The 22,269-nt window shown below is 67.9% G+C and carries 21 protein-coding genes; 8 read left to right on the plus strand and 13 right to left on the minus strand.

The genetic code is table 11. The annotated features are described in order from the left end of the window. Positions 1 to 112: 112 nt before the first annotated feature. Both BMZ17_RS15850 and gpmI read right to left on the minus strand, forming a co-directional pair. Positions 113 to 1,420, minus strand: a complete 1,308-nt coding sequence (locus tag BMZ17_RS15850; RefSeq protein ID WP_093140507.1) for a murein hydrolase activator EnvC family protein — start codon at positions 1,418 to 1,420, stop codon at positions 113 to 115. Further along, the gene (gene gpmI / locus BMZ17_RS15855) at positions 1,417 to 2,958 is read right to left on the minus strand and encodes a 2,3-bisphosphoglycerate-independent phosphoglycerate mutase (protein ID WP_093140510.1); all 1,542 of its coding nucleotides are present in this window, start codon (positions 2,956 to 2,958) and stop codon (positions 1,417 to 1,419) included. Before gpmI ends, BMZ17_RS15850 begins: the two co-directional genes overlap by 4 nt. A 164-nt stretch (positions 2,959 to 3,122) precedes the next feature. Here gpmI and BMZ17_RS15860 point away from each other — a divergent pair, with 164 nt between their 5' ends. The 3 genes from BMZ17_RS15860 (at position 3,123) to BMZ17_RS15870 (ending at position 6,111) form a co-directional block, all read left to right on the plus strand. Then, on the plus strand, positions 3,123 to 3,782 hold the full coding sequence (locus tag BMZ17_RS15860) for a DUF4097 family beta strand repeat-containing protein (protein WP_175485662.1): 660 nt from the start codon (positions 3,123 to 3,125) through the stop codon (positions 3,780 to 3,782). A gap of 95 nt (positions 3,783 to 3,877) precedes the next feature. Next, positions 3,878 to 5,599: a M28 family metallopeptidase gene (locus BMZ17_RS15865; protein WP_093140516.1), complete on the plus strand. Its 1,722-nt coding sequence runs from the start codon at positions 3,878 to 3,880 to the stop codon at positions 5,597 to 5,599. A 113-nt stretch (positions 5,600 to 5,712) separates the two neighbouring features. Further along, entirely contained in the window at positions 5,713 to 6,111 is a 399-nt protein-coding gene (locus BMZ17_RS15870) for an MAPEG family protein (RefSeq protein ID WP_093140519.1), read from the plus strand. Positions 6,112 to 6,120: 9 nt separating this feature from the next. Here BMZ17_RS15870 and BMZ17_RS15875 read toward each other — a convergent pair whose 3' ends face one another. After that, entirely contained in the window at positions 6,121 to 6,831 is a 711-nt protein-coding gene (locus tag BMZ17_RS15875; protein WP_093140522.1) for a pseudouridine synthase, read from the minus strand. Between the two features lie 138 nt (positions 6,832 to 6,969). Between BMZ17_RS15875 and BMZ17_RS15880 the strand changes: the two genes are divergently transcribed. Beyond that, positions 6,970 to 7,428 carry a thioredoxin family protein gene (locus BMZ17_RS15880; protein ID WP_093140525.1) on the plus strand — a complete coding sequence of 153 codons (459 nt, stop codon included), beginning with the start codon at positions 6,970 to 6,972 and terminating at the stop codon, positions 7,426 to 7,428. Positions 7,429 to 7,524: 96 nt separating this feature from the next. Here BMZ17_RS15880 and BMZ17_RS15885 read toward each other — a convergent pair whose 3' ends face one another. Genes BMZ17_RS15885 through BMZ17_RS15895 form a run of 3 tightly spaced genes read right to left on the minus strand, consistent with a single transcriptional unit; the run spans position 7,525 to position 10,324 of the window. After that, positions 7,525 to 7,965, minus strand: a complete 441-nt coding sequence (locus BMZ17_RS15885) for a DUF3806 domain-containing protein (protein WP_093140600.1) — start codon at positions 7,963 to 7,965, stop codon at positions 7,525 to 7,527. A 50-nt stretch (positions 7,966 to 8,015) separates the two neighbouring features. Next, on the minus strand, positions 8,016 to 9,674 hold the full coding sequence (ubiB, locus tag BMZ17_RS15890) for a ubiquinone biosynthesis regulatory protein kinase UbiB (protein ID WP_093142241.1): 1,659 nt from the start codon (positions 9,672 to 9,674) through the stop codon (positions 8,016 to 8,018). Positions 9,675 to 9,694: 20 nt separating this feature from the next. Beyond that, positions 9,695 to 10,324 carry a ubiquinone biosynthesis accessory factor UbiJ gene (locus tag BMZ17_RS15895; protein ID WP_093140605.1) on the minus strand — a complete coding sequence of 210 codons (630 nt, stop codon included), beginning with the start codon at positions 10,322 to 10,324 and terminating at the stop codon, positions 9,695 to 9,697. Between the two features lie 109 nt (positions 10,325 to 10,433). On the opposite strand from BMZ17_RS15895, the gene ddlA reads away from it, so the two are divergent. Together ddlA and BMZ17_RS15905 are read left to right on the plus strand one after the other, a co-directional pair. Then, complete coding sequence (gene ddlA, locus BMZ17_RS15900; RefSeq protein WP_093140609.1) at positions 10,434 to 11,540, plus strand: D-alanine--D-alanine ligase; 1,107 nt, start codon at positions 10,434 to 10,436, stop codon at positions 11,538 to 11,540. Then, entirely contained in the window at positions 11,537 to 12,019 is a 483-nt protein-coding gene (locus BMZ17_RS15905; protein ID WP_093140613.1) for a GNAT family N-acetyltransferase, read from the plus strand. The genes ddlA and BMZ17_RS15905 overlap by 4 nt, the downstream gene beginning before the upstream one ends. Positions 12,020 to 12,031: 12 nt before the next feature. On the opposite strand, the gene BMZ17_RS15910 is transcribed toward BMZ17_RS15905, so the two are convergent. The 3 genes from BMZ17_RS15910 to oleC all read right to left on the minus strand — a co-directional run bounded on the left by BMZ17_RS15910 (position 12,032) and on the right by oleC (position 15,062). Further along, a complete protein-coding gene (locus BMZ17_RS15910) occupies positions 12,032 to 12,187 on the minus strand; it encodes a DUF1328 domain-containing protein (protein ID WP_093140617.1) in 156 nt (51 codons plus the stop codon). Positions 12,188 to 12,263: 76 nt separating this feature from the next. After that, a complete protein-coding gene (oleD, locus tag BMZ17_RS15915; RefSeq protein ID WP_093140621.1) occupies positions 12,264 to 13,262 on the minus strand; it encodes a 2-alkyl-3-oxoalkanoate reductase in 999 nt (332 codons plus the stop codon). Positions 13,263 to 13,424: 162 nt separating this feature from the next. Further along, positions 13,425 to 15,062 carry an olefin beta-lactone synthetase gene (oleC, locus tag BMZ17_RS15920; RefSeq protein ID WP_093140625.1) on the minus strand — a complete coding sequence of 546 codons (1,638 nt, stop codon included), beginning with the start codon at positions 15,060 to 15,062 and terminating at the stop codon, positions 13,425 to 13,427. A gap of 128 nt (positions 15,063 to 15,190) precedes the next feature. On the opposite strand from oleC, the gene BMZ17_RS15925 reads away from it, so the two are divergent. Next, positions 15,191 to 15,544, plus strand: a complete 354-nt coding sequence (locus BMZ17_RS15925; RefSeq protein WP_093140630.1) for a YkgJ family cysteine cluster protein — start codon at positions 15,191 to 15,193, stop codon at positions 15,542 to 15,544. 23 nt (positions 15,545 to 15,567) lie between these two features. Here the strand turns inward: BMZ17_RS15925 and BMZ17_RS15930 are convergent, their stop codons facing one another. Beyond that, complete coding sequence (locus BMZ17_RS15930; protein WP_093142247.1) at positions 15,568 to 16,497, minus strand: alpha/beta fold hydrolase; 930 nt, start codon at positions 16,495 to 16,497, stop codon at positions 15,568 to 15,570. 159 nt (positions 16,498 to 16,656) lie between these two features. Between BMZ17_RS15930 and BMZ17_RS15935 the strand changes: the two genes are divergently transcribed. Next, on the plus strand, positions 16,657 to 17,397 hold the full coding sequence (locus BMZ17_RS15935; RefSeq protein ID WP_093140634.1) for a UPF0149 family protein: 741 nt from the start codon (positions 16,657 to 16,659) through the stop codon (positions 17,395 to 17,397). 89 nt (positions 17,398 to 17,486) lie between these two features. Here BMZ17_RS15935 and BMZ17_RS15940 read toward each other — a convergent pair whose 3' ends face one another. From BMZ17_RS15940 to BMZ17_RS15950, 3 genes are all read right to left on the minus strand, one after another. Continuing rightward, entirely contained in the window at positions 17,487 to 18,503 is a 1,017-nt protein-coding gene (locus BMZ17_RS15940; protein ID WP_093140639.1) for a 3-oxoacyl-ACP synthase III, read from the minus strand. Positions 18,504 to 18,651: 148 nt separating this feature from the next. Further along, positions 18,652 to 18,960: a DUF4156 domain-containing protein gene (locus BMZ17_RS15945; RefSeq protein WP_093140644.1), complete on the minus strand. Its 309-nt coding sequence runs from the start codon at positions 18,958 to 18,960 to the stop codon at positions 18,652 to 18,654. A gap of 273 nt (positions 18,961 to 19,233) precedes the next feature. Continuing rightward, the gene (locus BMZ17_RS15950) at positions 19,234 to 22,119 is read right to left on the minus strand and encodes a M16 family metallopeptidase (RefSeq protein WP_093140648.1); all 2,886 of its coding nucleotides are present in this window, start codon (positions 22,117 to 22,119) and stop codon (positions 19,234 to 19,236) included. Between the last annotated feature and the right edge of the window lie 150 nt (positions 22,120 to 22,269).

Consider the following 22,269-nt stretch of genomic DNA (forward strand, 5'->3'; position numbering starts at 1 on the left):
GCGTCATGGCGTTCCATCGTTTTTATAGGAGCTGCTTCAGCAGCGACGAGGCGCTATTGGCCAAGCCCATCGCTGCTAAAGCAGCCCCCACATCGAACGGCTGCAGCGGCACTCAGCGCCGCTGCAGCCACGAGGACGGGTCGACCGGCGAGCCGCCCTTGCGCAGCTCGAAGTACAGCGCCGGGGTGCCCCAGCCGCCGGAACTGCCGACCTTGGCCACCGCATCGCCCTTCTTCACCGTGTCGCCGGCATCGCGCAGCAGCGATTCGTTGTGCGCGTACAGGCTCATGTAGCCGTTGCCGTGGTCGATGATCAGGATCAGGCCGTAGCCGGTCATCCATTCGGAGAACACCACCGTGCCATCGGCCACGGCAGTCACGCTGCTGCCAACTGGCGCGCCGATCAGCACGCCCTGGCTGGTGCGGCCATCGGGCAGCTGTCCGCCGAACCGCGCCAGCAGGTTGCCCGAGGCCGGCCAGCCGAGGCCGCCCACCTTGAGCGCCGGCGCACTGGCGACCTTGGGCTGTGGCGGTGGTGGCGGTGCCTTGCGCGGCGGTGGCGCGGGACGGCCTTCGGCCAGCGCTTCGTCGCGATCCTTCTGCGCCTGCGCGCGCGCGGCGGCCTCGCGGGCGGCCTGTTCGCGACGAGCGCGCTCGGCGGCGGCGCGGCGTTCGGCCTCGGCCCGCGCGGCGGCGGCGCGCAGGTTGGCGAGCAGGGTTTCCAGCGCCTTGGCGTCGCGGCCCAGCGCCTGGGCGCGGTCGCTGCGGTCTTCGTACTTCTGGTCGAGCTGGGCCACGAGCTTGGCCTGGTCGCCGCGATCGCGCTTGAGCTGGGCGACCTGGCTCTGCTGCTGCTTGTGGGTGGTCTGCAGCGCGGCGCGCCGGGTTTCGATCTCCGCCTCCAGCGCGCGCAGTTCTTCCAGCTGTCCGGTCAACGCCTCGATGCGATGGGCGACATCGCCCTGCACGTAGCGGTGGTAGACCATCGCGCGATTGGCATCGGCGACCTTGTCCTGCGACAGCAGCACCTTGAGCGGTGCGTTGCTGCCGGTCATGTAAGCCGCGCGCACCAGCTGCGACAGCTCCTTGCGCTCACCCGACAGGTGCTGCTGCATGGTGTCGCGCTTGGCCTGCAGTTCAGCCAGCGCGGCTTCTTCCTTCTGCAGCGCGGTCTGGGTCTGGGCCAGCTTGCGGCTGCTGCTGCCCACCTGCTCGTCGGCCGCGCGCAACTGGCGCGACGCCTCGCCGCGCTGGCCCTCCAGGTCGCGGCGTTCGGCGGCCACGTCCTTGAGCTCCTTGCGGATGCCTTCGAGCTTCTTCTGCGCCTCGCTCTGGCTTTGCGCCAGGGCGATCCCGCAGCCAGCGGTGGCCAGGGCCGTCAGCAGCCCCAACCGTCCGATGCGCAGCAGCGCCGGGCTCATCCGGCGATCAGGCTCACGCCGGTCATCTCGGCCGGCTTGGGCAGGCCGAGCAGTTCCAGCAGCGTCGGCGCGACATCACGCAGCGCGCCGCCTTCGCGCAGCTGCACGCCGGTGCGCTCGCCCAGGTAGACCAGCGGCACCGGGCCGACGGTGTGGGCAGTGTGCGGCTGGCCGGTCTTGGGATCGGCCATCATTTCCAGGTTGCCGTGGTCGGCGGTGATGATCATCGCGCCATGCGCGGCGCGCACCGCGGCCTCGACCTTGCCGATCGCCACGTCCACCGCTTCGGCGGCCTGGATCGCCGCTTCGAGGATGCCGCTGTGGCCCACCATGTCCGGGTTGGCCAGGTTGCAGATGATCACGTCGAAGGTGCCCGCGCCGATCGCTTCGACCAGCTTGTCGGTGACTTCCGGCGCGCTCATTTCCGGCTGCAGGTCATAGGTAGCGACCTTGGGGCTGGGCACCAGGATGCGCTGCTCGCCGGCGTATTCGTCCTCGCGGCCGCCGCTGAAGAAGAACGTCACGTGCGCGTACTTCTCCGTCTCGGCGATGCGCAGCTGGGTCAGGCCGTGCGCGGCCAGCAGTTCGCCCAGCGTGTTGTGCAGGTCGTCCGGACCGAAGGCCACCGGCGCCGGCAGCTTGGCGTCGTATTCGGTCATGCACACGAACCGCGCCAGCTTGGGCTTGCGCGCCTCGAAGCCATCGAACGCCGGCGACACGAACGCGCCGGTCAGCTGGCGCGCGCGGTCGGCGCGGAAGTTGAAGAAGATCACCGCATCGCCATCGGCCATCGGCGCGGCACCGTCGATCACGGTCGGCAGCACGAACTCGTCGTTCTCGCCGCGCGCGTAGGCATCGGCCAGGGCGGCCACGCCGGACGGCGCGGTGAACTCGCCCTTGGCCTCGACCATCGCGTCCCACGCCTTGCGCAGGCGATCCCAGCGCTTGTCGCGGTCCATGGCGAAGTAACGGCCCGACACCGACGCCAGGTGCGCGTTGCCGACCGCATCGCACTTGGCCTGCAGCTTCTCCAGGCTCGCCTGCGCCGAGCGCGGCGGCATGTCGCGACCATCCAGGAACGCGTGCACGGCCACCTTGGCCACGCCGCGCTGGGCGGCCAGGTCCAGCAGCGCGAACAGGTGATGCTCATGGCTGTGCACGCCGCCGGGCGAGAGCAGGCCCATCAGGTGCAGGGTGCCGCCATCGGCCTTGACCGCGTCGCAGGCCGCATCCAGCTCGGCGTTCTTGAAGAAACTGCCGTCCTCGATGGCCGCATCGATGCGGGTCAGGTCCTGGTAGACGATCCGGCCAGCGCCCAGGTTCATGTGGCCCACTTCGGAATTGCCCATCTGCCCGTCCGGCAGGCCGACGTGGCGGCCTTCGGTATGGATCAGCGTGTTGGGGCAGGTCTTGAGCAGGCGCCGCCAGTTGGGCAGCGTGGCCTGGGCCACGGCGTTGTCGGTGGGGTCTTCGCGATGGCCCCAGCCATCCAGGATCAGCAGGACGACGGGCTTCGGACGCTGGACGGATTCGGACACGGGCGGGGGCTTCCTGGGACGATGACAGGGCGCCGATTGTAGCGGCGCCCGATGCAACCGCCCGTATGCGGGTTGCCGCCGGTTTAAACCTTTGCCCCGCAAGCCGCATCACAGCAGGCAACCACCAACACGGAAACACCGCCATGACCGACCGTTCCCGCCGCCTGCCCTTTGCCGTCCTGACCCTGGCCCTGAGCCTGGCCGCCGGCACCGCGACCGCCCAGCAGTCCATCGACAAGGTGTTCGGCAGCATCACCGCCCAGTCCGGCCAGGCCTATGGCGACTTGGAAACGGTCAATGGCGGCATCACCATCGAATCGGGCGCCACCACCAAGGACGCCGGCACGGTCAACGGCGGAATCACCGTGGCCGACAAGGCCGTGACCGGCGACCTGCAAACGGTCAACGGCAGCATCAAGCTGGGCCGCGAGGTGACCGTGGACGGCAGCATCGAGACGGTCAACGGCAGCATCTTCGTCGACCGCGGCGGCAAGGTCACCAAGGGCATCGAGAACGTCAACGGCGCCATCGGCATCGTCGGCACCGACGTCGGTGGCGGCATCGAATCGGTCAACGCCGACATCACCGTCGGCGTCGGTTCGCGCGTGCGCGGCGGGCTCAAGGTCGAGCGCAACGAAGGCTGGTCACAGAAGAAGGCCGAGGCCAACAAGCCGCGCATCATCATCGGCCCCAACGCGGTGGTCGACGGCGCGCTGGTGTTCGAGCGCCCGGTCAAGCTGTACGTGCACAGCAGCGCCAGGATCGGCCCGGTCACCGGCGCCACCGCCATGGCCTACAGCAGCGACACCGCGCCCAACGACTGAGTGCCTCTGTCCGTTTGGACATGCGCCCGCGGCCGCGACCGTGGGCGCATGTGGCTAGAATCCCCGGTTCCTGATGCCACCCCAAGGAACCCCGCATGTCCCGCAAGCTGCTGCTGGGCCTGGCCGCGCTGACCGCGCTGTCGGCCTGCAAGAAGCCCGAATCCCCGGAGGCGCCCGCCGCTTCCGCGCCGCCGGCCGATGCGGCCGCCGCACCTGCCGCGCCGCATACGTTCTCGCCTGAGATCAACGCCGGCGACTTCGGCGAGCTGGTCAAGACGCTGTCCTCCGATGCCTTCGAAGGCCGCGCGCCCGGCACCGTCGGCGAGGACAAGACCGTCGCCTACATCACCGAGCAGATGCAGCGCATCGGCCTGCAGCCGGGCAACAACGGCAGCTGGACCCAGGACGTGTCGATGGTGGAAACCACCGCCGATCCCGGCACGTCGATCACCCTCACCGAGGCCGATGGCAGCGCCAAGACGCTGGCCTTCGGCGACCAGATGGTGATCGGCACGCGCACTGGCAAGACCGAGGTGAAGGTCGACGGCAGCGAGCTGGTGTTCGTCGGCTATGGCGTGGATGCACCCGAGCAGAAGTGGAACGACTACGGCAGCGCCAAGAGCTGGAAGGGCAAGACCGTGGTGATGTTCGTCAACGACCCGGGCTTCCACACCGACGACGCGACGCTGTTCGACGGCAAGAAGATGACCTACTACGGCCGCTGGACCTACAAGTTCGAGGAAGCCGCACGCAAGGGCGCCGACGCGGCGATCATCATCCACGACAACGCCGGCGCCAGTTACGGCTGGGACGTGGTCAAGAACTCCTGGTCCGGCGCGCAATACGACCTGCCGGCCAAGGACGACCCGGATGCCCGCATCCCGGCGCAGGGCTGGATCACCACCGACGTGGCGCGCGAGCTGTTCGCCAAGGCCGGGCTGGACCTGGACCAGGCCTACAAGGACGCCTCCAAGCGCGGCTTCAAGCCGGTGCCGCTGAAGGCCAAGCTGTCCTTCGATCTCAAGAGCACCATCGCCGAGAAGCAGTCGCGTAACGTGATCGGCGTGCTGCCCGGCAGCGAAAAGCCCGACGAGGCGGTGCTGTACATGGCCCACTGGGACCACCTGGGCAAGCACGACAACGAGGACGGCGACAACATCTACAACGGTGCGGTCGACAACGCGACCGGCGTGGCCGGCATCCTGGAAGTGGCCGATGCGTTCGCCCACCAGGACCCCAAGCCCAAGCGCTCGGTGGTGTTCCTGGCGGTGACGCTGGAGGAATCGGGCCTGCTCGGCTCCAAGTACTACGTGGCCCATCCAACCTTCCCGCTGAACAAGATCGCCGGCGTGATCAACATCGACGCGATGTCGGTGGCGGGCAAGGCCAAGGACGTGACCGTGACCGGTCTGGGCGCCTCGCAGCTGGAGGACATCCTCAAGCCGCTGGCCGATGCCCAGGGTCGCACCCTGCACGCCGAAGCCTCACCGCAGAACGGCTCGTACTTCCGATCGGATCATTTCAACTTCGCCAAGGCCGGCGTGCCGGCGCTGTACATGGACGGCGGCGAAGACCTGGTCGAAGGCGGCACCGCGGCCGGCGCCGCCGCAGCCAAGGAATATGGCGAAACCCGCTACCACTCGCCTGCCGACGAATACGATCCGGCCACGTGGAAATTGGACGGCACCGTGCAGGACCTGGATCTGATGTACGGCGTGGGCAAGTCGCTGGCCGGCGATGGCCAGTGGCCGAACTGGTATGACGGCAACCCGTTCAAGGCGCCGCGCGACGCGATGATGAAGGCTGCGGCGAAGTAAGCCCCCGCGGTTTGATGCATCAAGAAAAGGCGCCGCAAGGCGCCTTTTCTTTTTCCGCAGCAGCCTGGTTCAGACGCTAAGCTGCGCGCCTTTCTCCTGATGGAATCCGTGCCATGTCCTACGCCGTTGCCTACTGGTGCGTGCTGATCGTCGCCGTGCTGCCGTATGTGTGGACCAGCGTGGCCAAGTCCAGCGCCGGCACGCGCTACGACAACCGCAATCCGCGCGCCTGGCAGAGCCAGCAGGACAACGCACGTTCGCAATGGGCGCACGCGGCCCAGCTCAACGGCTTCGAGGCGTTCCCGCTGATCGCGGCCGGCGTGCTGATGGCGCAGATCGCCGGTGTCGCCGCCTCGACGGTTTCCACGCTGGCGCTGGTGATCCTGGCCGCGCGCATCGCCCACGGCCTGGCCTACATCAGCGGCAAGGCCGGCTTGCGCAGCGGCGTGTGGTTCGTCGGCGTGGGCTGCACGCTGGCGCTGATGGTGCTGGCCGCGCTGCGCGTCGGCTGAGGCTGCGCGTCAGCGCAGCTCGTGATCCCAGCCGAACAGGTCCAGCGCCTTGGCGAACTCGCGATCCAGCGGCGCCAGGGCCTCAATGCGCACGCCGGTGGCCGGATGCAGGAACGACAGCCGGCGCGCATGCAGCAGCATCCGATGCACGCCGCGCATGCGGAATGTGCGGTTGTGCCGGCCTTCGCCGTGGCTGGTATCGCCGATCAGGTGATGGAAGGCGTGCTTCAAATGCCGGCGGATCTGGCGGAATCGCCCGGTGTGCGGGCGACAGCGCATCAGCGCATAGCGCGAGGTCTCGAAGCCGCCTGACGGAATGTCCAGCTCGCCGGTGGCCAAGCGCACGAAGCCGGTGATCGCCGGCTTCTTTACCGGCTTGCCCGGGCCGCCATCCAGGTCGTGGTCGATGGTGAACTGTTCTTCCGGCCAGCCGCGGCACACCGCGAGGTAATCCTTTTCCACCTCGCGCGACATGAACACCTGGCCCAGCGCCGAGGCCGTATCGCGGTCGAACGCCACCAGCAGGCAGCCGCTGGTGCCGCGGTCCAGGCGATGGATCAGGAAGATCGGCTTGCCCAGCTGGTCGCGCAGGTAGTCGGCCAGGAACTGGTCCTCGCCGCGCGCCAACCCGCTGTTGTGGACCATCAGCCCGGCCGGCTTGTCGACGACGGCAAGCAGCTCGTCCTGGTAGAGGATGGCGATGGGGGCAACGTCGGACATGGGCATGAGAGATAACGACAGGCCATGATTATCCCCCGGCGATGCAGCGTTCCGCGCATCAGCACGGTGTGGCGGTTGACGCAGGGCGTGTGTGCGACCAACTATCGGAGTCCTTCTCGCCCACGGTCCGCCTTTGCCATGAAACGCCTGCTGCTGCCCCTGCTCCTGCTCGCCGTCACCGGCACCGCCCTGGCGGCGGCCACCGGCCCCTACGATCCGGCCGCCGACGCCAAGGCCCAGGTCAAGACCGCGCTGAGCGCCGGCAAGAAGGACCACAAGCCCACCCTGCTGATCTTCGGCGCCAACTGGTGCGGCGACTGCCGTGCGCTGGACACCTCGCTGCACGGCGAGAAGAACGCCGCGCTGATCGCCAAGCGCTTCGAGGTGGTCAAGGTCGATGTCGGCAACTGGGACCACAACCTCGACGTGGCCAATGCCTACGGCAATCCCATCGAAAAAGGCATCCCGGCTGCGGTCGTGGTCTCGCCGGAAGGCAAGATCGTCTACACCACCAAGCTCGGCGAGCTGGCCAACGCCCGCAAGATGAGCGACGAAGGCATCTACGATTTCTTCAGCAAGGCCGCTAACGGCGGCTAAGCCTGCGCGTCATGCGCGTTGCTTCGGCGGCGATGCGGCGCCGACCAATGCCTGAAATAAGCCGACTGGCAAAACCAGCTCGGCTCAATTGCCTTGTTAAGCGTCACCGCGGGCCGCACCCGCGGCTTGCGCCTCGACCGCGTGGCTGATCTCGCCAAGCATGAATACCAGATCTATTCCATCGGGACGCTCTCCGCGCCCGATACGCTTGAGCAGCATGCTCCTCGGAAAAACAAAAATGTGCCTGCCCGGCAATTGAAGCGCGTGATCCGATCCCAGCTTGTCGGTGACCATGACCCAGTCCAGTCCGATGTGACTCGCAAGGACATCACCAAATGCGGTTCCAAGGCTCGCAAGGGTGCTCGATCCCCTGGAATCGCAAAGCGGCTCGCGCAGAAGAGACTGCAATGAAGGAAGGTCCGCAACCGACTGAGTAAGTCCTGTCTCTATGCCGCATTCGCGAAGCAGCAACCCGACGGCTTCACGATCTGCGGCAAGGATCTTCGACTCTTTCTTGGTGAGATGGCGCGCCTGCATTTGATCCGTGTCTCATCGCTGAGGTTGCAGCCCACCCTACCCGCCAGCAGCTACCTGCGCAGCCACGCCGACAGCAGCGCCAGGCTGCCCAGCGCGCCGGTGAACCAGGTCCACAGCGGTACGTGGAACAGCACTGGGCCGCCCACGCCGAAGGCGTGCAGCACCGCGGCGACCACCAGCAATCCCGCACCGGCAATCGCGGTGACCACGCGTCGCTGCAGGCGCTGCAGGGTCACGTTGAGATCGGCCAGGTCCTTCGAGCGCATCGCCAGCTCGTGCTGGCCTTCGACCTGCTGCTTGAGCCAGCTGTGCACCAGGCGCGGCATGTCCGGCGCGTGGGTCAGGATTTCCGGCAAGCGCTTGCGCAGCTCCTCGAACGCGCGCTTGGGGCTGTAGCGTTCGATCAGGATGCGCTCCAGCACCGGCTTGGCGACGGCCCAGATATCCAGCTGCGGATCGAGCTGGCGGCCGACGCCTTCGATGTTGAGCAGGGTCTTCTGCAACAGGATCAGCTGCGGCTGCAGGGTCAGCTCGTAGCGCTGGGCGGTGCGGAACAGCTTGATCAGCACCTGCGCCAGCGAGATCTCGCTCAGCGGCCGGGTGAAGTACGGCTCGCACACCGCGCGCGCGGCGGCTTCCAGCTCGTCGATGCGCACGTGCGCCGGCATCCAGCCCGCTTCCACGTGCAGCTCGGCGATGCGCCGGTAGTCCTTGTTGAAGATGGCCATGAAGTTCTCGGCCAGGTAGTACTGGTCCTGCTGCGAGAGCTGGCCGACGATGCCGAAATCCAGCGCGATGAAGCGCGGATTGGTCTTGCGCGCCGGATCGGGATCGACCCAGATGTTGCCGGCGTGCGCATCGGCGTGGAAGAAGTTGTCGCGGAACACCTGCGTGTAGAACACGCGCACGCCCTTGGCCGCCAGCGCCTTGCGGTCGATGCCGGCCGCGTCCAGCGCCGCGACATCGTCGGACGGAATGCCGTGCACGCGCTCCATGGTCAGCGCGCGTTCTGCGGTGTGGGTCCAGATGATCTCCGGCACGTACAGGTCCGGCGAATCCTTCCAGAACCGGCGCATCACGCTGGCGTTGGCGCCCTCGCGCTGCAGGTCGAGCTCGGCGGCCAGCGTGGTCTCGATCTCGGCGACGATTTCCTTGGGCCGGATCTTGTCGGCCGAGGGATGCGCGTAATCCACCAGCGCCGCGCCGGATTTCAGCAACGCGATGTCGCCGGCGATCTGCGCCTCGATTTCCGGGCGCAGCACCTTGACCACCACCTGGCGACCGTCATGCAACGTGGCCGCATGCACCTGCGCGATCGAGGCCGAGGCCAGCGGCGTGGTATCGAACGAGGCAAAGGCCGCGTCGATCGGCATGCCCAGCGCCTTCTCCACGATTTGCAGCGCGGTGTCGCCGGCGAACGGCTTGACCCGGTCCTGCAGCAGCGTGAGTTCCTCGGCCACATCCGGCGGCACCAGGTCGCGGCGGGTGGAGAGGATCTGGCCGAACTTCACGAAAATCGGCCCCAGCTCCTGCAGCACCATGCGCAGGCGCGCGCCGCGGCTGAGCGCGGCGATGTCGTCGCGCGCGCGTGGCACGAACGGCCGCGCCAGCTTCAGCCACGGCTCGGCCGGCGTGCCATCCAGCAGCGCGTCGAGGCGATAGCGGATCAGCACACGGCCGATCTTGTTGGCCCGCAGCGCGGCGCGCACGGTCTTCATGCCCGGCCACATCATGCGCGGGCCGCCAGTCGGCTCACGCGCGCGGCCAGCCGCTCGACGTCGTCGCGCAGCGTGTCCACGTCGTCGTGGAAGGCGTCCAGTTCGGCACGTGCGACCACGTCGCGCGATTCCTCGGTGACGTATTCGGCGGCGCTGGTGGCCAGCTCGCTGCCGGTGTCGCGCAGCTTGAGCAGGGTCGACCGCACGGCCTGGGCGATCTGCACCCCGACCACTTCGCCGAAGATCGTGACGAACGGCTGCTGCCAGTCCGGATCGAAGCGCGTGGCCAGGGTCTGCAGGCGACGCGCCAGGTCGGCATCGCCGGACACGCGCAGCTTGCCTACCGGCGCCGCGTCATCGCGACGGAAGAACGGCAGCTGCCCGAGCAGGCCACCCAGCGTGCTGCGTACGGCCAGGTCCGGCTCGTCGCCGGCATCGACCGGGCCGACATGCAGGCGCTGGGCCTCCACCGCGATTTCCAGCGCCAACGGCGGCGATTCCAGGGTGATCTGGATGCGGCGGCCGGCCAGCGGCGCCAGCGCATCGCGGGTATCTGGGTCGAGCGCGATGGCGCGATTGAGGGCGGCCTCCAGCGCGCGGCCGGCCAGCGGTTTCAGGGCATCGAAGGGGGTCGGCGGCATCTGGCCATTCTAACCGGGCGCTGACCCCGACCAACGCGGCGATGTGGTCAGCGGCGGTCCGGACGGTTCATGCTGTGCGGCCTTTCGAAGGCAGCAGGCGGGCAGGCAGATGGGCAAGACACGCGTGGGCATCATCTTCGGCGGCAAGTCGTCCGAGCACGAGGTCTCGCTGCAGTCAGCGCGCAACATCGTCGATGCGCTGGACACCGACCGCTTCGAGCCGGTGCTGATCGGCATCGACAAGCAGGGCCAGTGGCACCTGAGCGATCCCCAGGCGTGGCTGCTGCATCGCGACGACCCCAAGCGCATTGCGCTGCAGCCTTCGGGCCAGGCGCTGGCCTTGCTGCCGGGGCGGGAACAGCAGCAACTGCGGCCGGTCGATCCGGCGCTGGCGCTGGGGCAGATCGACGTGGTGTTTCCGATCGTGCACGGCACGCTGGGCGAGGACGGCTCACTCCAGGGCCTGCTGCGCATGGCCAATCTGCCGTTCGTGGGCTCGGGCGTGTTGGGCTCGGCGGTGGCGATGGACAAGGACGTGGCCAAGCGCCTGCTGCGCGATGCCGGCCTGCACGTGGCGCCGTTCGCCTGCCTAACCCGGCGCGGGGCCGCACTCACCGCGTTCGATGACCTGGTCGCGCGGCTTGGCCTGCCGCTGTTCGTCAAGCCGGCCAACCAGGGCTCGTCGGTGGGCGTGAGCCGGGTCACCGATGAAGCCGGCTTTGCCGAAGCGCTGGCGCAAGCGTTCCTGTACGACCACAAGGTGCTGGTGGAATCGGCCATCGACGGACGCGAGATCGAATGCGCGGTGCTGGGCAACGACCTGCCGCAGGCCAGCATCTGCGGCGAGGTGGTCGTGCACGACGCCTTCTACGCCTACGACACCAAGTACATCAACGAAGACGGCGCGCAGATCGTGGTGCCGGCCGAGATCGACAACGACATCCAGACCCGCATCCAGCAGGTTGCGCTGCGCGCCTACCAGGCTTTGGACTGCGCCGGGCTGGCGCGCGTGGATGTGTTCCTGACGCCCGGTGGCGAGATCGTGGTCAACGAGATCAACACCCTGCCCGGCTTCACCCGCATCAGCATGTATCCCAAGCTGTGGCAGGCCAGCGGGCTGACCTATCCGCAGCTGATCACGCGCCTGATCGAACTGGCGCTGGAGCGTCATGCCGCCGATAGCGGCCTGCACAGCAGCGTGGTGTTGCCTGCATGAGCCAGGCCTCGCCGCGCGCCGTGCGCGATGGCGACGTGCCGGCCCTGCTGGCGCTCAACAACGCGCATGCGGCCGAACTGTCGTGGCAGGAACCCGCGCAATTCGATGCACTGCTGCAGCAGGCGTGTTGGACGCGCACCGCGGGCAACGCGCAGGCGCTGCTGATCGCGCTGAACCAGGATGCGGCCTACGACAACCCGAACTTCGCCTGGCTCAGGGCGCGGTTCAAACGCTTCGTCTATATCGACCGGGTGGTGGTGGCGCCGGCGCTGCAGGGCCAGGGCGTGGCCGGCGCGCTGTACCGGGAGTTGCTGACGCAGGCGCGCGACTGGCAACAGCCGCGCCTGGTGTGCGAGATCAACCTGGATCCGCCGAACCCGGCGTCCGTGACCTTCCATCAACGCCTGGGCTTCGAACAGGTCGGCCAGGCCGACCTGCCCGGTGGCAAGCGGGTCGGCTATTTCGCCTGCCCGCTCTGACGGCGCGAGACGTCAGACCTTTTTGCGGAAGAACGAGATCACCGCAAGGATCAGGAACACCACGAACAGGATCCAGGCGATGCTGGAGGCGGTGCCGGCGATGCCACTGAAGCCGAGCACGCCTGCAATCAAGGCGATGACCAGAAACACGATGGCGTAGTGGAGCATGACGGATATTCCTCGGATGGCTGCCAGATCGGCGTACGCACAGCCTGTGGCCTGCCACATCGCGGCCGCGTGAGGATCAGCCCGGATCCTTCCACGCGGTTTTCAGGCGTTCCATGCCTTGCGCCATCGACACACGCGGCACGTAGCCGAAGTCGCGGCGCGCCGGCTCCATCGAATACCAGTGCGGCGTGCACAGCTGCTCGGCCAGGAAGCGTGTCAGCGGCGGCTCGCCCTTGAGCGGCAGCACCTTCCACAGCGCCTCGCAAGTGGCGCCGATCCGATAGGCGGTCTTGAACGGTAGGGTCTTGCGCACCGGCGGCGTCCCGGTCGCAGCCAGCAGCGCATCGAGGACGTCGCGCATCGGCCACGGTTCGCCGTTGGAAATGAAATACGCCTTGCCCGCACACGCCGCGCCGATGCTCAGGTGTTCGAACGCGTCGAAGTGCGCCTGCGCGGCGTTGTCGATATACGTGGTGTCGACCTTGTTGCTGCCATCGCCGACCAGGCGCAGGCGGCCACTGCGCGCACGTTGCACCAGGCGCGGCAGGATCTGGTGATCGCCCGGGCCCCAGATCAGGCGCGGCCGCAACGCGACCGTGGCTAGCTGCGCGTCGTTGGCGGCCAGCACCAGTTGTTCGGCGATGGCCTTGGTGGCCGCATACGGCGCCTGGAAATTCTCGCCGTAGGGCACTTCGTCCGCACCCAGACCCTCGACCGGATGGGTAGCGCGATGGGTCACGCTGGGCGTGGAGGTGTAGACCAGCCGCGTGATGCCCTGCGCACGACAGGCGTCGAGCACGTGCTGGGTGCCCACGACATTGGCGCGGTGATAGCTGTCGTAGCTACCCCACGCGCCGGCCTTGGCCGCGTTGTGGAAGACCGCATCGACGCCGGCGATGGCGTGAGTGATCGCGTGCGCATCAACCAGGTCGCCCTGCACCTGGCCCACGCCCATCGCGGCAAGCGCCGGCGAATGGCTGCGCTGGAAACTGGTGACGACATGGCCGCGCTCGACCAGCCCACGGCACAGCGCCTGGCCCAGGAAACCGGCGCCACCGGTGACGAGAATCCTCATTGCTGCCTGCCGTCGCGATCCATCATCGGGCTATTCTGAGGCCGGCTTGCCGATGGCGCCACGGCGAAGCATGTGGCGTGGACGCTCAACGTCGTAGACGCCACACGCTTCGCTGCGATCACGCGTGCGAATGCAGGGTGCCGCCGCGACCACAGTGCGGCCTCACTGCAACTGCTGCGCCGCCCACACCGCCAGTTTCTCGCGGCCGATCTTGGCGTTGTGGCGGATGTCCACCGGAAAGCCCTGATGGCACAGGAACGCCTCGATGCCGCGCAACGCTTCGTGCTCGGCGGCCATCGCGCGCAGCTCGGTTTCCACCGCGGCGCGCTGGCTCGGCGGGACCTCCGGCAGCAGTTCGAAACACAGCACCGGGCGCTGCTGCCCGGGCGCACCGACGCCGACCAGCGCGCTACGCCGCACTTCGCCGTGCACATTGAAGATCGGCTCGACCTGCTCGGTGTAGAGCGGCCCGGCCGCAGTCTCCACGCGCTGGGTCTTGCGCCCGCAGAACCACAGCCGCCCGGCCGCATCGAAGTAACCGACATCGCCCATGCGATGCACCACGCGCGTGCTGCCGTCGGCCAGCGTCTCTCGGATCTTGGCGACCCTGGTCGCGGCGTCGCGGTTGAAGTAGCTGTCGGTCGCGGTCGGGCCGGCCACGGTGATCTCGCCGACCACGCCCACCGGCACTTCGCGCGTGCCGGACCAGTCTTCGATGGCCGCATCGTCGATGGCGATGATGCGCACCTCGTTCGGCGCGACCGCATGGCCGACGCAGGTGCCTGCGCCGCTTTCGGTCGCCATCCGCGTGGCTTCCAGTTCGCGACCTTCGATCACCGCGACCGGCAGGCATTCGGTCGCGCCGTAGGGCGTCCAGAACTGGCCGTCGTCGGGCAACAGCGCGCGGATCTTCTCCACGATTTCCGGCGGCACCGGCGCACCGGCCGAGGTCACGCGCTTCACCGTCGGCAGCGGATGGCCGTACTCGGCCAGCACCCGCATCAGCGCCGGCGAGCCGAACAGCTGGGTCACGCCGAAGCGCTTGATCGCCGCGTGCAGCTTGGCCGGATCGGCCTTGGCCGGACGCGTGGGGTCCATGTCGGGAATGACCGAGGTCAGCCCCAGCGCAGGATCGAACAGCGCGAACGGCGGGAAGGTCGGCAGGTCCACGCCGCCCGGCACCATGCCGAAGGCATTGCGCAATAGCTCGATCTGGCCGACGAAATGGCGATGCCGATAGACCACGCCCTTGGGCACGCCGGTCGAGCCGCTGGTGAACAAGATGCCGGCCACGTCCTCGCCGTCGGTGGCGGCCAGCTGCGGCCCGGCGCCGGCGCCATCGCGCTCGATCCGCGCCAGCGTCGCCCCGCCCCAGCCGAACTTCGCGCCGGCGGTCACAATCTTGTTCGCGCTGCGTGCCCAGCCCAGCAGCAGGCGCGCCACCTGGGCCAGCGGGATGCCGATGAAGGCCTCCGGCTGCGCTTCGTCCAGGCATTGCTTCAGCGCACGCTTGTCGATGCCGGGGTCGACCAGCACCGGCACCGCGCCGGCCTTGAACAGCGCGAACATCAGCAGGAAGAATTCGGGCGAGGGCCGCACCATCACCACCGTGCGCGTGCCACGGCCGATGCCGTACTGGCCCAGCCCAGCGGCGATGGCGTCGCTGCGCGCGTCCAGCTGCGCGTAGGTCAATGCGATGTCGTACGCACCGCCGCGCCCCGGGCAGCGCAGCGCGATCTGGTCGGGGCGTTCGCGGGCCAGCTCCGGCAGGCGGGCAGCGATGTTGCAGGTCGGGGTCATCGCGCCATTGTCGCCGATGACCGCTCCTGGTCGTGCAGGTGCGCGTGGCGTGCTTGCGTGGCCCAGCGGTTCGGGCAGAATCCGCGCCGTTCCCCTTCCCTTATTCGCCGCGCAAGGCCCGGCACTCCATGGCACATCCATGCATGTCCTGCGGCGCCTGCTGCGCCACCTTCCGCGTCAGCCTGCATTGGTCCGAGGCCGATCCGGAACTGGGCGGCGGCGTGCCCGAAGCGCTGACCGAGCGGCTCGACGCGCATCGCCTGGCCATGCGCGGCACCTGGGAAAAGCAGCCACGCTGCGTGGCGCTGGATGCGGACATCGGGCGCTATTCGCGCTGCACGATTCATCCAGTACGACCCAGCGTCTGTCGCGAAGTCGATGCATCGTGGGAATACGGCGTGGTCAGCGCGCAATGCGACAAGGCCCGCGCCGTGCACGGCCTGCGTGCGCTGACGCCTCAGGATTGGCCGGCGCAGGCTTGAGGCCACGCCGAAGCCACCCTCGTTTACAGCGGATTGGCATCCAGGAACGCGCGGATCGCCGGCACCAGTTCGGCGGTCTTGTCTTCCAGCACGTAGTGCCCGGCGTCCTCGAACGCGGTGACCTGCGCGTTGGGCAGCGCGGCGCGGAAACCGGCGAGGAAATGCTGGTCGAACACGAAGTCCTTCAGGCCCCAGCCGATGAAGGCCGGGCGATCGGCGAAGGACGGCAGCGCCTGCCCGGCGGCTTCCAGCAGCGACCACGCGCGATCGGCCTTCGAGAGCGGGATGTCCTGCATGAAGCGCACGGTGGAGATGCGGTGGGCCCAGCTGTCGTATGGCGACACGTAGGCGCGGCGCACATCGGCCGGAAGCTTCTTCTCGATGCCCACGTACGAGGCACCGCCGGAGAAGGCGTTGAACGCACGGATGATGAAACTCCCGAACAGCGAATCGCGGCCCAGCGCGATCTGCCACGGCATCGCCTTGGCCGCCGGCAGCGGGAACGCGGCGGTATTGGTGATCACCAGGCGCTTGACCTGCGCCGCATGCGTCAGCGCCCAGCCGAAGCCGATCATGCCGCCCCAGTCGTGCACCGCCAGCGTCACCGGCGTGGCGTCGTCGATGCCGGCGTGGCGCAGCAGCGCCTGCAGGTCGTCCACGCGCGATTGCAGCGTGTAGTCGTAGGCCGGCGCGTTCTTGCCGTGCGGATGCGACAGTCCGCCGCCGTCGTCAGGCTTGTCGGAAAAGCCCATGCCGACATGGTCGGGCACGATGCATCGGTAGCGATCGGACAGCCCGCTGACCAGGTTGCGCCAGTAATAGCTCCACGACGGGTTGCCGTGCAGCATCACCACCACCTCGCCCTCGCGCGGACCTTCGTCCAGATACGACATCGCAATGCCGGGCCGCACCTCGAAGCGCTTGGGGGTGAAGGGATAACCGGGAAGCTGCATCAGGCGGCGTCTGCGGATGGCGGGCGGGCGCGCATTGTAGGCCAACGGTCTGGAGGGACGCGGCGGATCCGTCGCTGCGCCTGCACGTCGTAGCCCGCGGACACATCGCAAGCGCATCGCAGGCACTACCATGAGGCACCTTTTTCGCTGCCCACTGCCATGCCTGCCTCCATCACGCCTCCCTCCAGCCTCGACGACGACCAGATCGAGCGCCTGTCCGACCTGCTGGATCGGCGCGCGGTGCCGTTCAAGGGGTTCAACCTGGAGGCCCTGGACGGGTTCCTTTCGGCGATCGCGGTGTCGCCGTCGGAGATCCCGCAGAGCGAATGGGAGCCGCTGGTCTGGGGCGGCAAGCCGCCGCGCTGGGACAGCCCCGAGGAAGCCGCGCAGGTGCAGCAGCTGCTGCTGGGCCACTGGAACATGTGTACCGCCCGCGTCCGCCACGATGGCGACAGCCTGCCCGACCATCTCGCCCCGTTGATGTGGCTGCCCGAGGATCCGGAACTGACCGGCGAGGAGGCGCTGCGCGAGGACGAACTCGACGTCGGCGGCGACTGGGCGCTGGGCTTTTTCACCGCCGCGGAACTGCGCGAGGCCGAATGGGACCAGTGGCTGGATGACAACGACTGGATCGAGGAGCTTTTCGATTTCCTCGATCGCCTGGCCAGCGGCGAATCGATCAATGCCGAAGATCCGACCGCGCCGGGCACGCCGGTCAGCTACCGCGAGCGGCTGGAGATCATCTCGGGCATCCCGTCCATGCTGGCCGACCTCAACCACCACCGCGTCGAGGCCCTGACCCCGCGCACGCCGGTCCGCCGCGACGACGCACCCGGCCGCAACGACCTGTGCAGCTGTGGTAGCGGCAAGAAGTACAAGAAGTGCTGCGGCGCGCAGTGAGTCGCGCTTAAGGAGCAGGTCTCCACATACGACAAGGGCCGGACGAGCCGGCCCTTGCCTGATTCAAGGCGACGCGCTTGTCAGCGCAATCACCACACCACTTCGGCCATCGTGCAGTTCAGGCCCGAGCCGATGCCCAGCAGGGCAATGCGGTCGCCCTTCTTCAGACGGCCCAGCTCCTTGAGCTTGCTCAGCACGATCGGCACCGAGGCCGGGCCGATGTTGCCGTGCTCGCCGAAGATGGTCATGACCTTCTTCGGGTCGATGCCGAAGGTCTTCACGAACGCCTGCGTATGCGGCTGGCTGACCTGGTGGATGATGAACTGGTCGATCTCGTCCACCGCCCAGCCCAGCACCTGGCGCGCGGCCACGAAGGTCTTCTGCGCCAGCTTCATGCCCTCGATCAGCAGCATCTTGGTGTCGGTGACCATGCGGTCCAGGTTGCCGCGGCACAGCTTGTTCCACTCGGTGGCCGAGCGGGTCACGCCGCCCTTGTACACCGGCGCGTCGGGCACCAGCTCGCGGCGCGCCATGACCATCGCGACCGAGCCGCAGCCCAGGGTCAGCGCAGCCAGTTCATCGCGGAACTGGGCTTCGGTAACGTCCGGCGCGGTCATGCGCTCGAGGGTCTTCTCGTAGACCAGGTTGGCGGTCTCGCCATCGACGACCAGCGCGTATTCGATCTCGCCGCGCTCGATCATGCGGGCGGCGATGTCCATGCCGTTGATGAACGCCAGGCAGGCATTGGCCACGTCGAACGCCATGCAATGGTCGCCCACGCCCAGGTTGCCCGAGACGATCGAGGCGGTGGACGGCTCGAGGAAGTCGCGGCTGACCGAGGTGTTGACCAGCAGGCCCAGGTGCCCGGCTTCGATGCCGGCATCGACCAGCGCCTTGCGCGCGGCCATCGTCGCAGCGTCGGAGGCCAGGGTTTCGTCGTCCCACAGACGGCGCGCATGCACGCCCGCGACGTCGTTGAGCACGTCGGTCTTGATCCCGAGCCGGTCAAACGTCGGCTGCAGGCGGGCGTTGATTTCGGCGGAGGTCAGTGTGTGCGGCGCATCGACATGCGCCAGTCCCGCGATGGAGACGTTCTGAAAAAGCATTGGACGGGTGCCCAGGCTCAGGCGAAGGGGCGCCAAGGGTAGCCGGTTCCGGGCTTTAACGCATCTTTGACGCAGCGCGCAACGCCGGCAGCCATGCCGGCTACGTCGCCCTACGGGCCAGTATCGTGACGAGGTTCAGCCAGCGGGTTCAGCGGCAGCGGTAGGCGCCGAAGCGCTGTTCGCCATCGACCGGCTCGGTCATCGGCTGGATCGTGTCGGCCTGCAGGCTCATGGCTTCATTGCGGGCCAGGGTCTCCAGCTCGTCGCGGACCTTGACCTCGTTGCGGTTGTAGAAGACCACGCGGTCCTTCACCGAGACGCCCACCTCACCCAGCTTCTGGCAGCTGCTCGGGGTACCGGCCGGGATGACCTTGATCGCGTTGGCCTGCGGGGACAGCTCCACCCAGGTGCAGGCGGACAGCAGGGGCAGCAGGGCAGCGAGGGCGATCAGGCGCATGGGGGCTCCGGTCGGAAAAGCGGCGGTCGGGCCTGCATGGTGCCGCAGCAAAGATGAACGGGGAAGCGGAAAAACTCCTCCGCGTGTTGTGGGAGCCGCTCGGTATGGCCTTGGGCCATCAGCGGCGATGGGCTTTCCTCTGCAGAGCCTCATCGCTGCTGAAGCAGCTCCCACATCAGAAGCTCTCGCATCTCGCTAGCTGGCGCTGCCCAACAAAAAGCCCCGGCACGCACGGGGCGCACCGGGGCTTTCGAACACAACGCTGGCGTCGGATTACTTCGCCGGCTTGGCCTGCGCCTTGGCGGCCGTGACCGGCTTGCCGTCGGCATCGATCACCGACAGTTCGCCCAGCTTCAAGGCTTCGATCGGCGCCTGGATCTTGGACAGGTCGCCCACGATCACCCAGGTCAGGGCGTTGGCATCGATGCCCTTGGCCGCGGCGTTGGCCTGGGCCGGGGTGAACGCTGCCACCTGCTCGTTGCGCACCTGCACCCAGTTGTCCGGGCGGCCGTAGCGGACGATGCCGCCGATGGTGCTCATGACCGCATCGGCCGTCTCGTAGGCACCGGGCTGGCTACGCAGCTCGTTGGCGACGATCTTGTCGACTTCGGCCGCCGTCGCCGGCGCCTTGCCGGTGGTGTACTCGACGATCTCGCGCTGCATCTCGGCGACCGACTCGGCGGTCTTGTCGATCTGCACCGGCGCCACCGACAGGAACGGACGCTGGCCCAGCGCATTGGTCAGCACGGTGCGGGCACCGTAGGACCAGTGCTTGTCCTCGCGCAGGTTCATGTTCAGGCGCGAGGTGAAGGTGCCGCCCAGCACGTCGTTGGACAGGCCCAGCTGCACCGACCCGGCATCCTTGGTCGACGGCATCAGTTCGCCGGCATAGATATTGGCCTGCACCGCCCCAGGCTGGTCGATCAGGAACACGCGCGGCTTGGCCGGACGCTTCACCGCCGGGATCTCCACGCCGGCCTTGGCTTCGCCTTCGCCCTTCCAGTCGCCGAAGTACTTGTCCAGCATCGGCACGATCTGGGCCAGGGTGGTGTCACCGACCACGATCACCGTGGCCTTCTCCGGACGCAGCCACTGCTTCTGGTAGTTCAGCAGGTCCTCGCGGCCCAGCGCGGCAATGGCGGTTTCCGTGCCAGAGCCGGTGAACGGAATGCCGTAGGGATGCGCTTCGCCGTACAGCAGCGGCGGCAGCACGCGCAGCGCGGCGGTCTGCGGACGCGCCTTCTCCTGGGCGATGCCGGCGATCCACTGGGCCTTGACCCGGTTGATCTCCGATGGCTCGAAGCGCGGCGCGCGCAGCATGGTCGAGAACAGGCCGACCGACGCGTCCAGGTTTTCCTTCAGCGCCGACAGCGACGCGGTGGCGCCATCGAGCGAGGCACCGGCTTCCATCGCCGCGCCCAGTTCTTCCGAGCGCGACTTGAACGCCAGCGAGCCCAGCTCGCCGGCGCCTTCGCCCAGCATCGAGGTCGCAAACCCGGCCGTGCCCAGCTTGCCGCCGTGATCGCTGGCGTAGCCGCCGTCGAAGTCGTAGCTGATGTTGACCACCGGAATCTCATGGCGCTCGGCCAGGACCACGGTGCTGCCGTTCTTGAGCTTGGCGTGCTGCAGGGCCGGGAACTTCAGGTCCGGGAAGCTCTCCACCTTGGGCACGCCGGCCTTGCGGTCGACGGTGCTGGCGGTGGTGGTGTACTTGGCGTCGGGCTTGGGCGTGGTGAACGGCTTGGGCTTGGCCGAGGTCTCTTCCACCAGCGGCTGACGCGCACCCGGCTTGACCACGAAGGTGTGGCTTGGGTTGCCCAGCCACTTGGCGGCCGCCGCGCGGACCTGCTCGACAGTGGCGTTGTTGACGTTGGCCAGCGACGCGCGGAAGCAGCCCGGGTCGCCGGTGAAGGTCGCGCAGGAAGCCAGCGCGTCAGCCTTGCCGCCGAAGCCACCGATGCGCTCGATGCCGCGGATGAAGCTGGCGCGGTAGGTGGTCTTGGCGCGCTCCAGTTCTTCTTCCGTCGGGCCGTCCTTGATCAGGCGGGCCAGCTCTTCGTTGATGACCGCCTCGACCTTGGCTTCGTCCACGCCGGTCTTGACCGTGGCGCGGATGGAGAAGTTACCGGCCAGCTGCGAGTTGTAGTTGGCCGTGCCGATGCTGTCGACCAGCTGGTCCTTGTGGACCAGGCGCGCGTCCAGGCGCGAGCTGGCGCTGCCGCCCAGCACGTCGGAGACCAGGTCGAGCAGGTCGGCATCCTGGGTGGCGGCCTGCGGCACGTTCCACAGGCGCTGCACCATCACCTGCGGCACCTTGTCTTCCAGGGTGGTGCGGCCGTCCTTCTTCAGTACGGCGATGTCGACCTTGGGCTGGGCCATGGTCGGGGTGGCGGGGATGTCGCCGAAGTACTTGGCGACCTTCTCCTTGGCCGTGGCCAGGTCGATGTCGCCGGCCAGCACCAGCACCGAGTTGTTGGGGCCGTACCAGGTCTTGAACCAGGTCTTGACGTCGTCCAGCGAGGCGGCGTTGAGGTCGTTCATCGAGCCGATCGTGGTGTGGTGGTACGGGTGGCCCACCGGGTACATCGTGCGCGCAACCACTTCGCGCAGCTGGCCGTAGGGCTGGTTCTCGCCCTGGCGCTTTTCGTTCTGGACCACGCCGCGCTGCTCGTCGAGCGTCTTCTGGTCGATCGCGCCGACAAGGTGGCCCATGCGGTCCGATTCCATCCACAGCGCCATGTCCAGCGCGGTGGTGGGCACGTTCTCGAAGTAGTTGGTGCGATCGGTGTTCGTCGTGCCGTTCATGTCGGTGGCACCGGCCTGCTCGAACGGGGCGAAGAACTCGCCCGGCGCGTTCTCGCTGCCGTTGAACATCAGGTGCTCGAACAGGTGCGCGAAGCCGCTGCGACCGGCCGGCTCGTCCTTGCTGCCCACGTGGTACCAGAGGTTCACCGCCACGATCGGCGCCTTGCGGTCGGTGTGCACGATCACGTGCAGGCCGTTGGGCAGGGTGAACTGCTCGAAGGGAATGTCGACCTTGGCCGGTGCGGTCGCGGTGGTCGGCGCCTGGGCGGTGGCGCTGGCAGCCACACCACCCAGCAGGGCGGTGGACAGGGCCAGGGCGAGCAGGCGGATCTGGGGACGCGGCGAAGTGCGCATGAAGCTCCTTTGATTCAACGAATGTCCGTGCGGCGCGCGGGCCGCGGCGGGTGAAGGTAACAGCCTGACGATGCTAGGCCGCGGGTCCCGGCTTGGCTCTAGGCCACAAGCCATGGTCGGCCGGTTCCGGACACTTTCGTCATCCAGCGC

Source organism: Pseudoxanthomonas sp. GM95 (genome assembly GCF_900109775.1).
In the GTDB taxonomy this organism is placed as follows: Bacteria; Pseudomonadota; Gammaproteobacteria; order Xanthomonadales; family Xanthomonadaceae; genus Pseudoxanthomonas_A.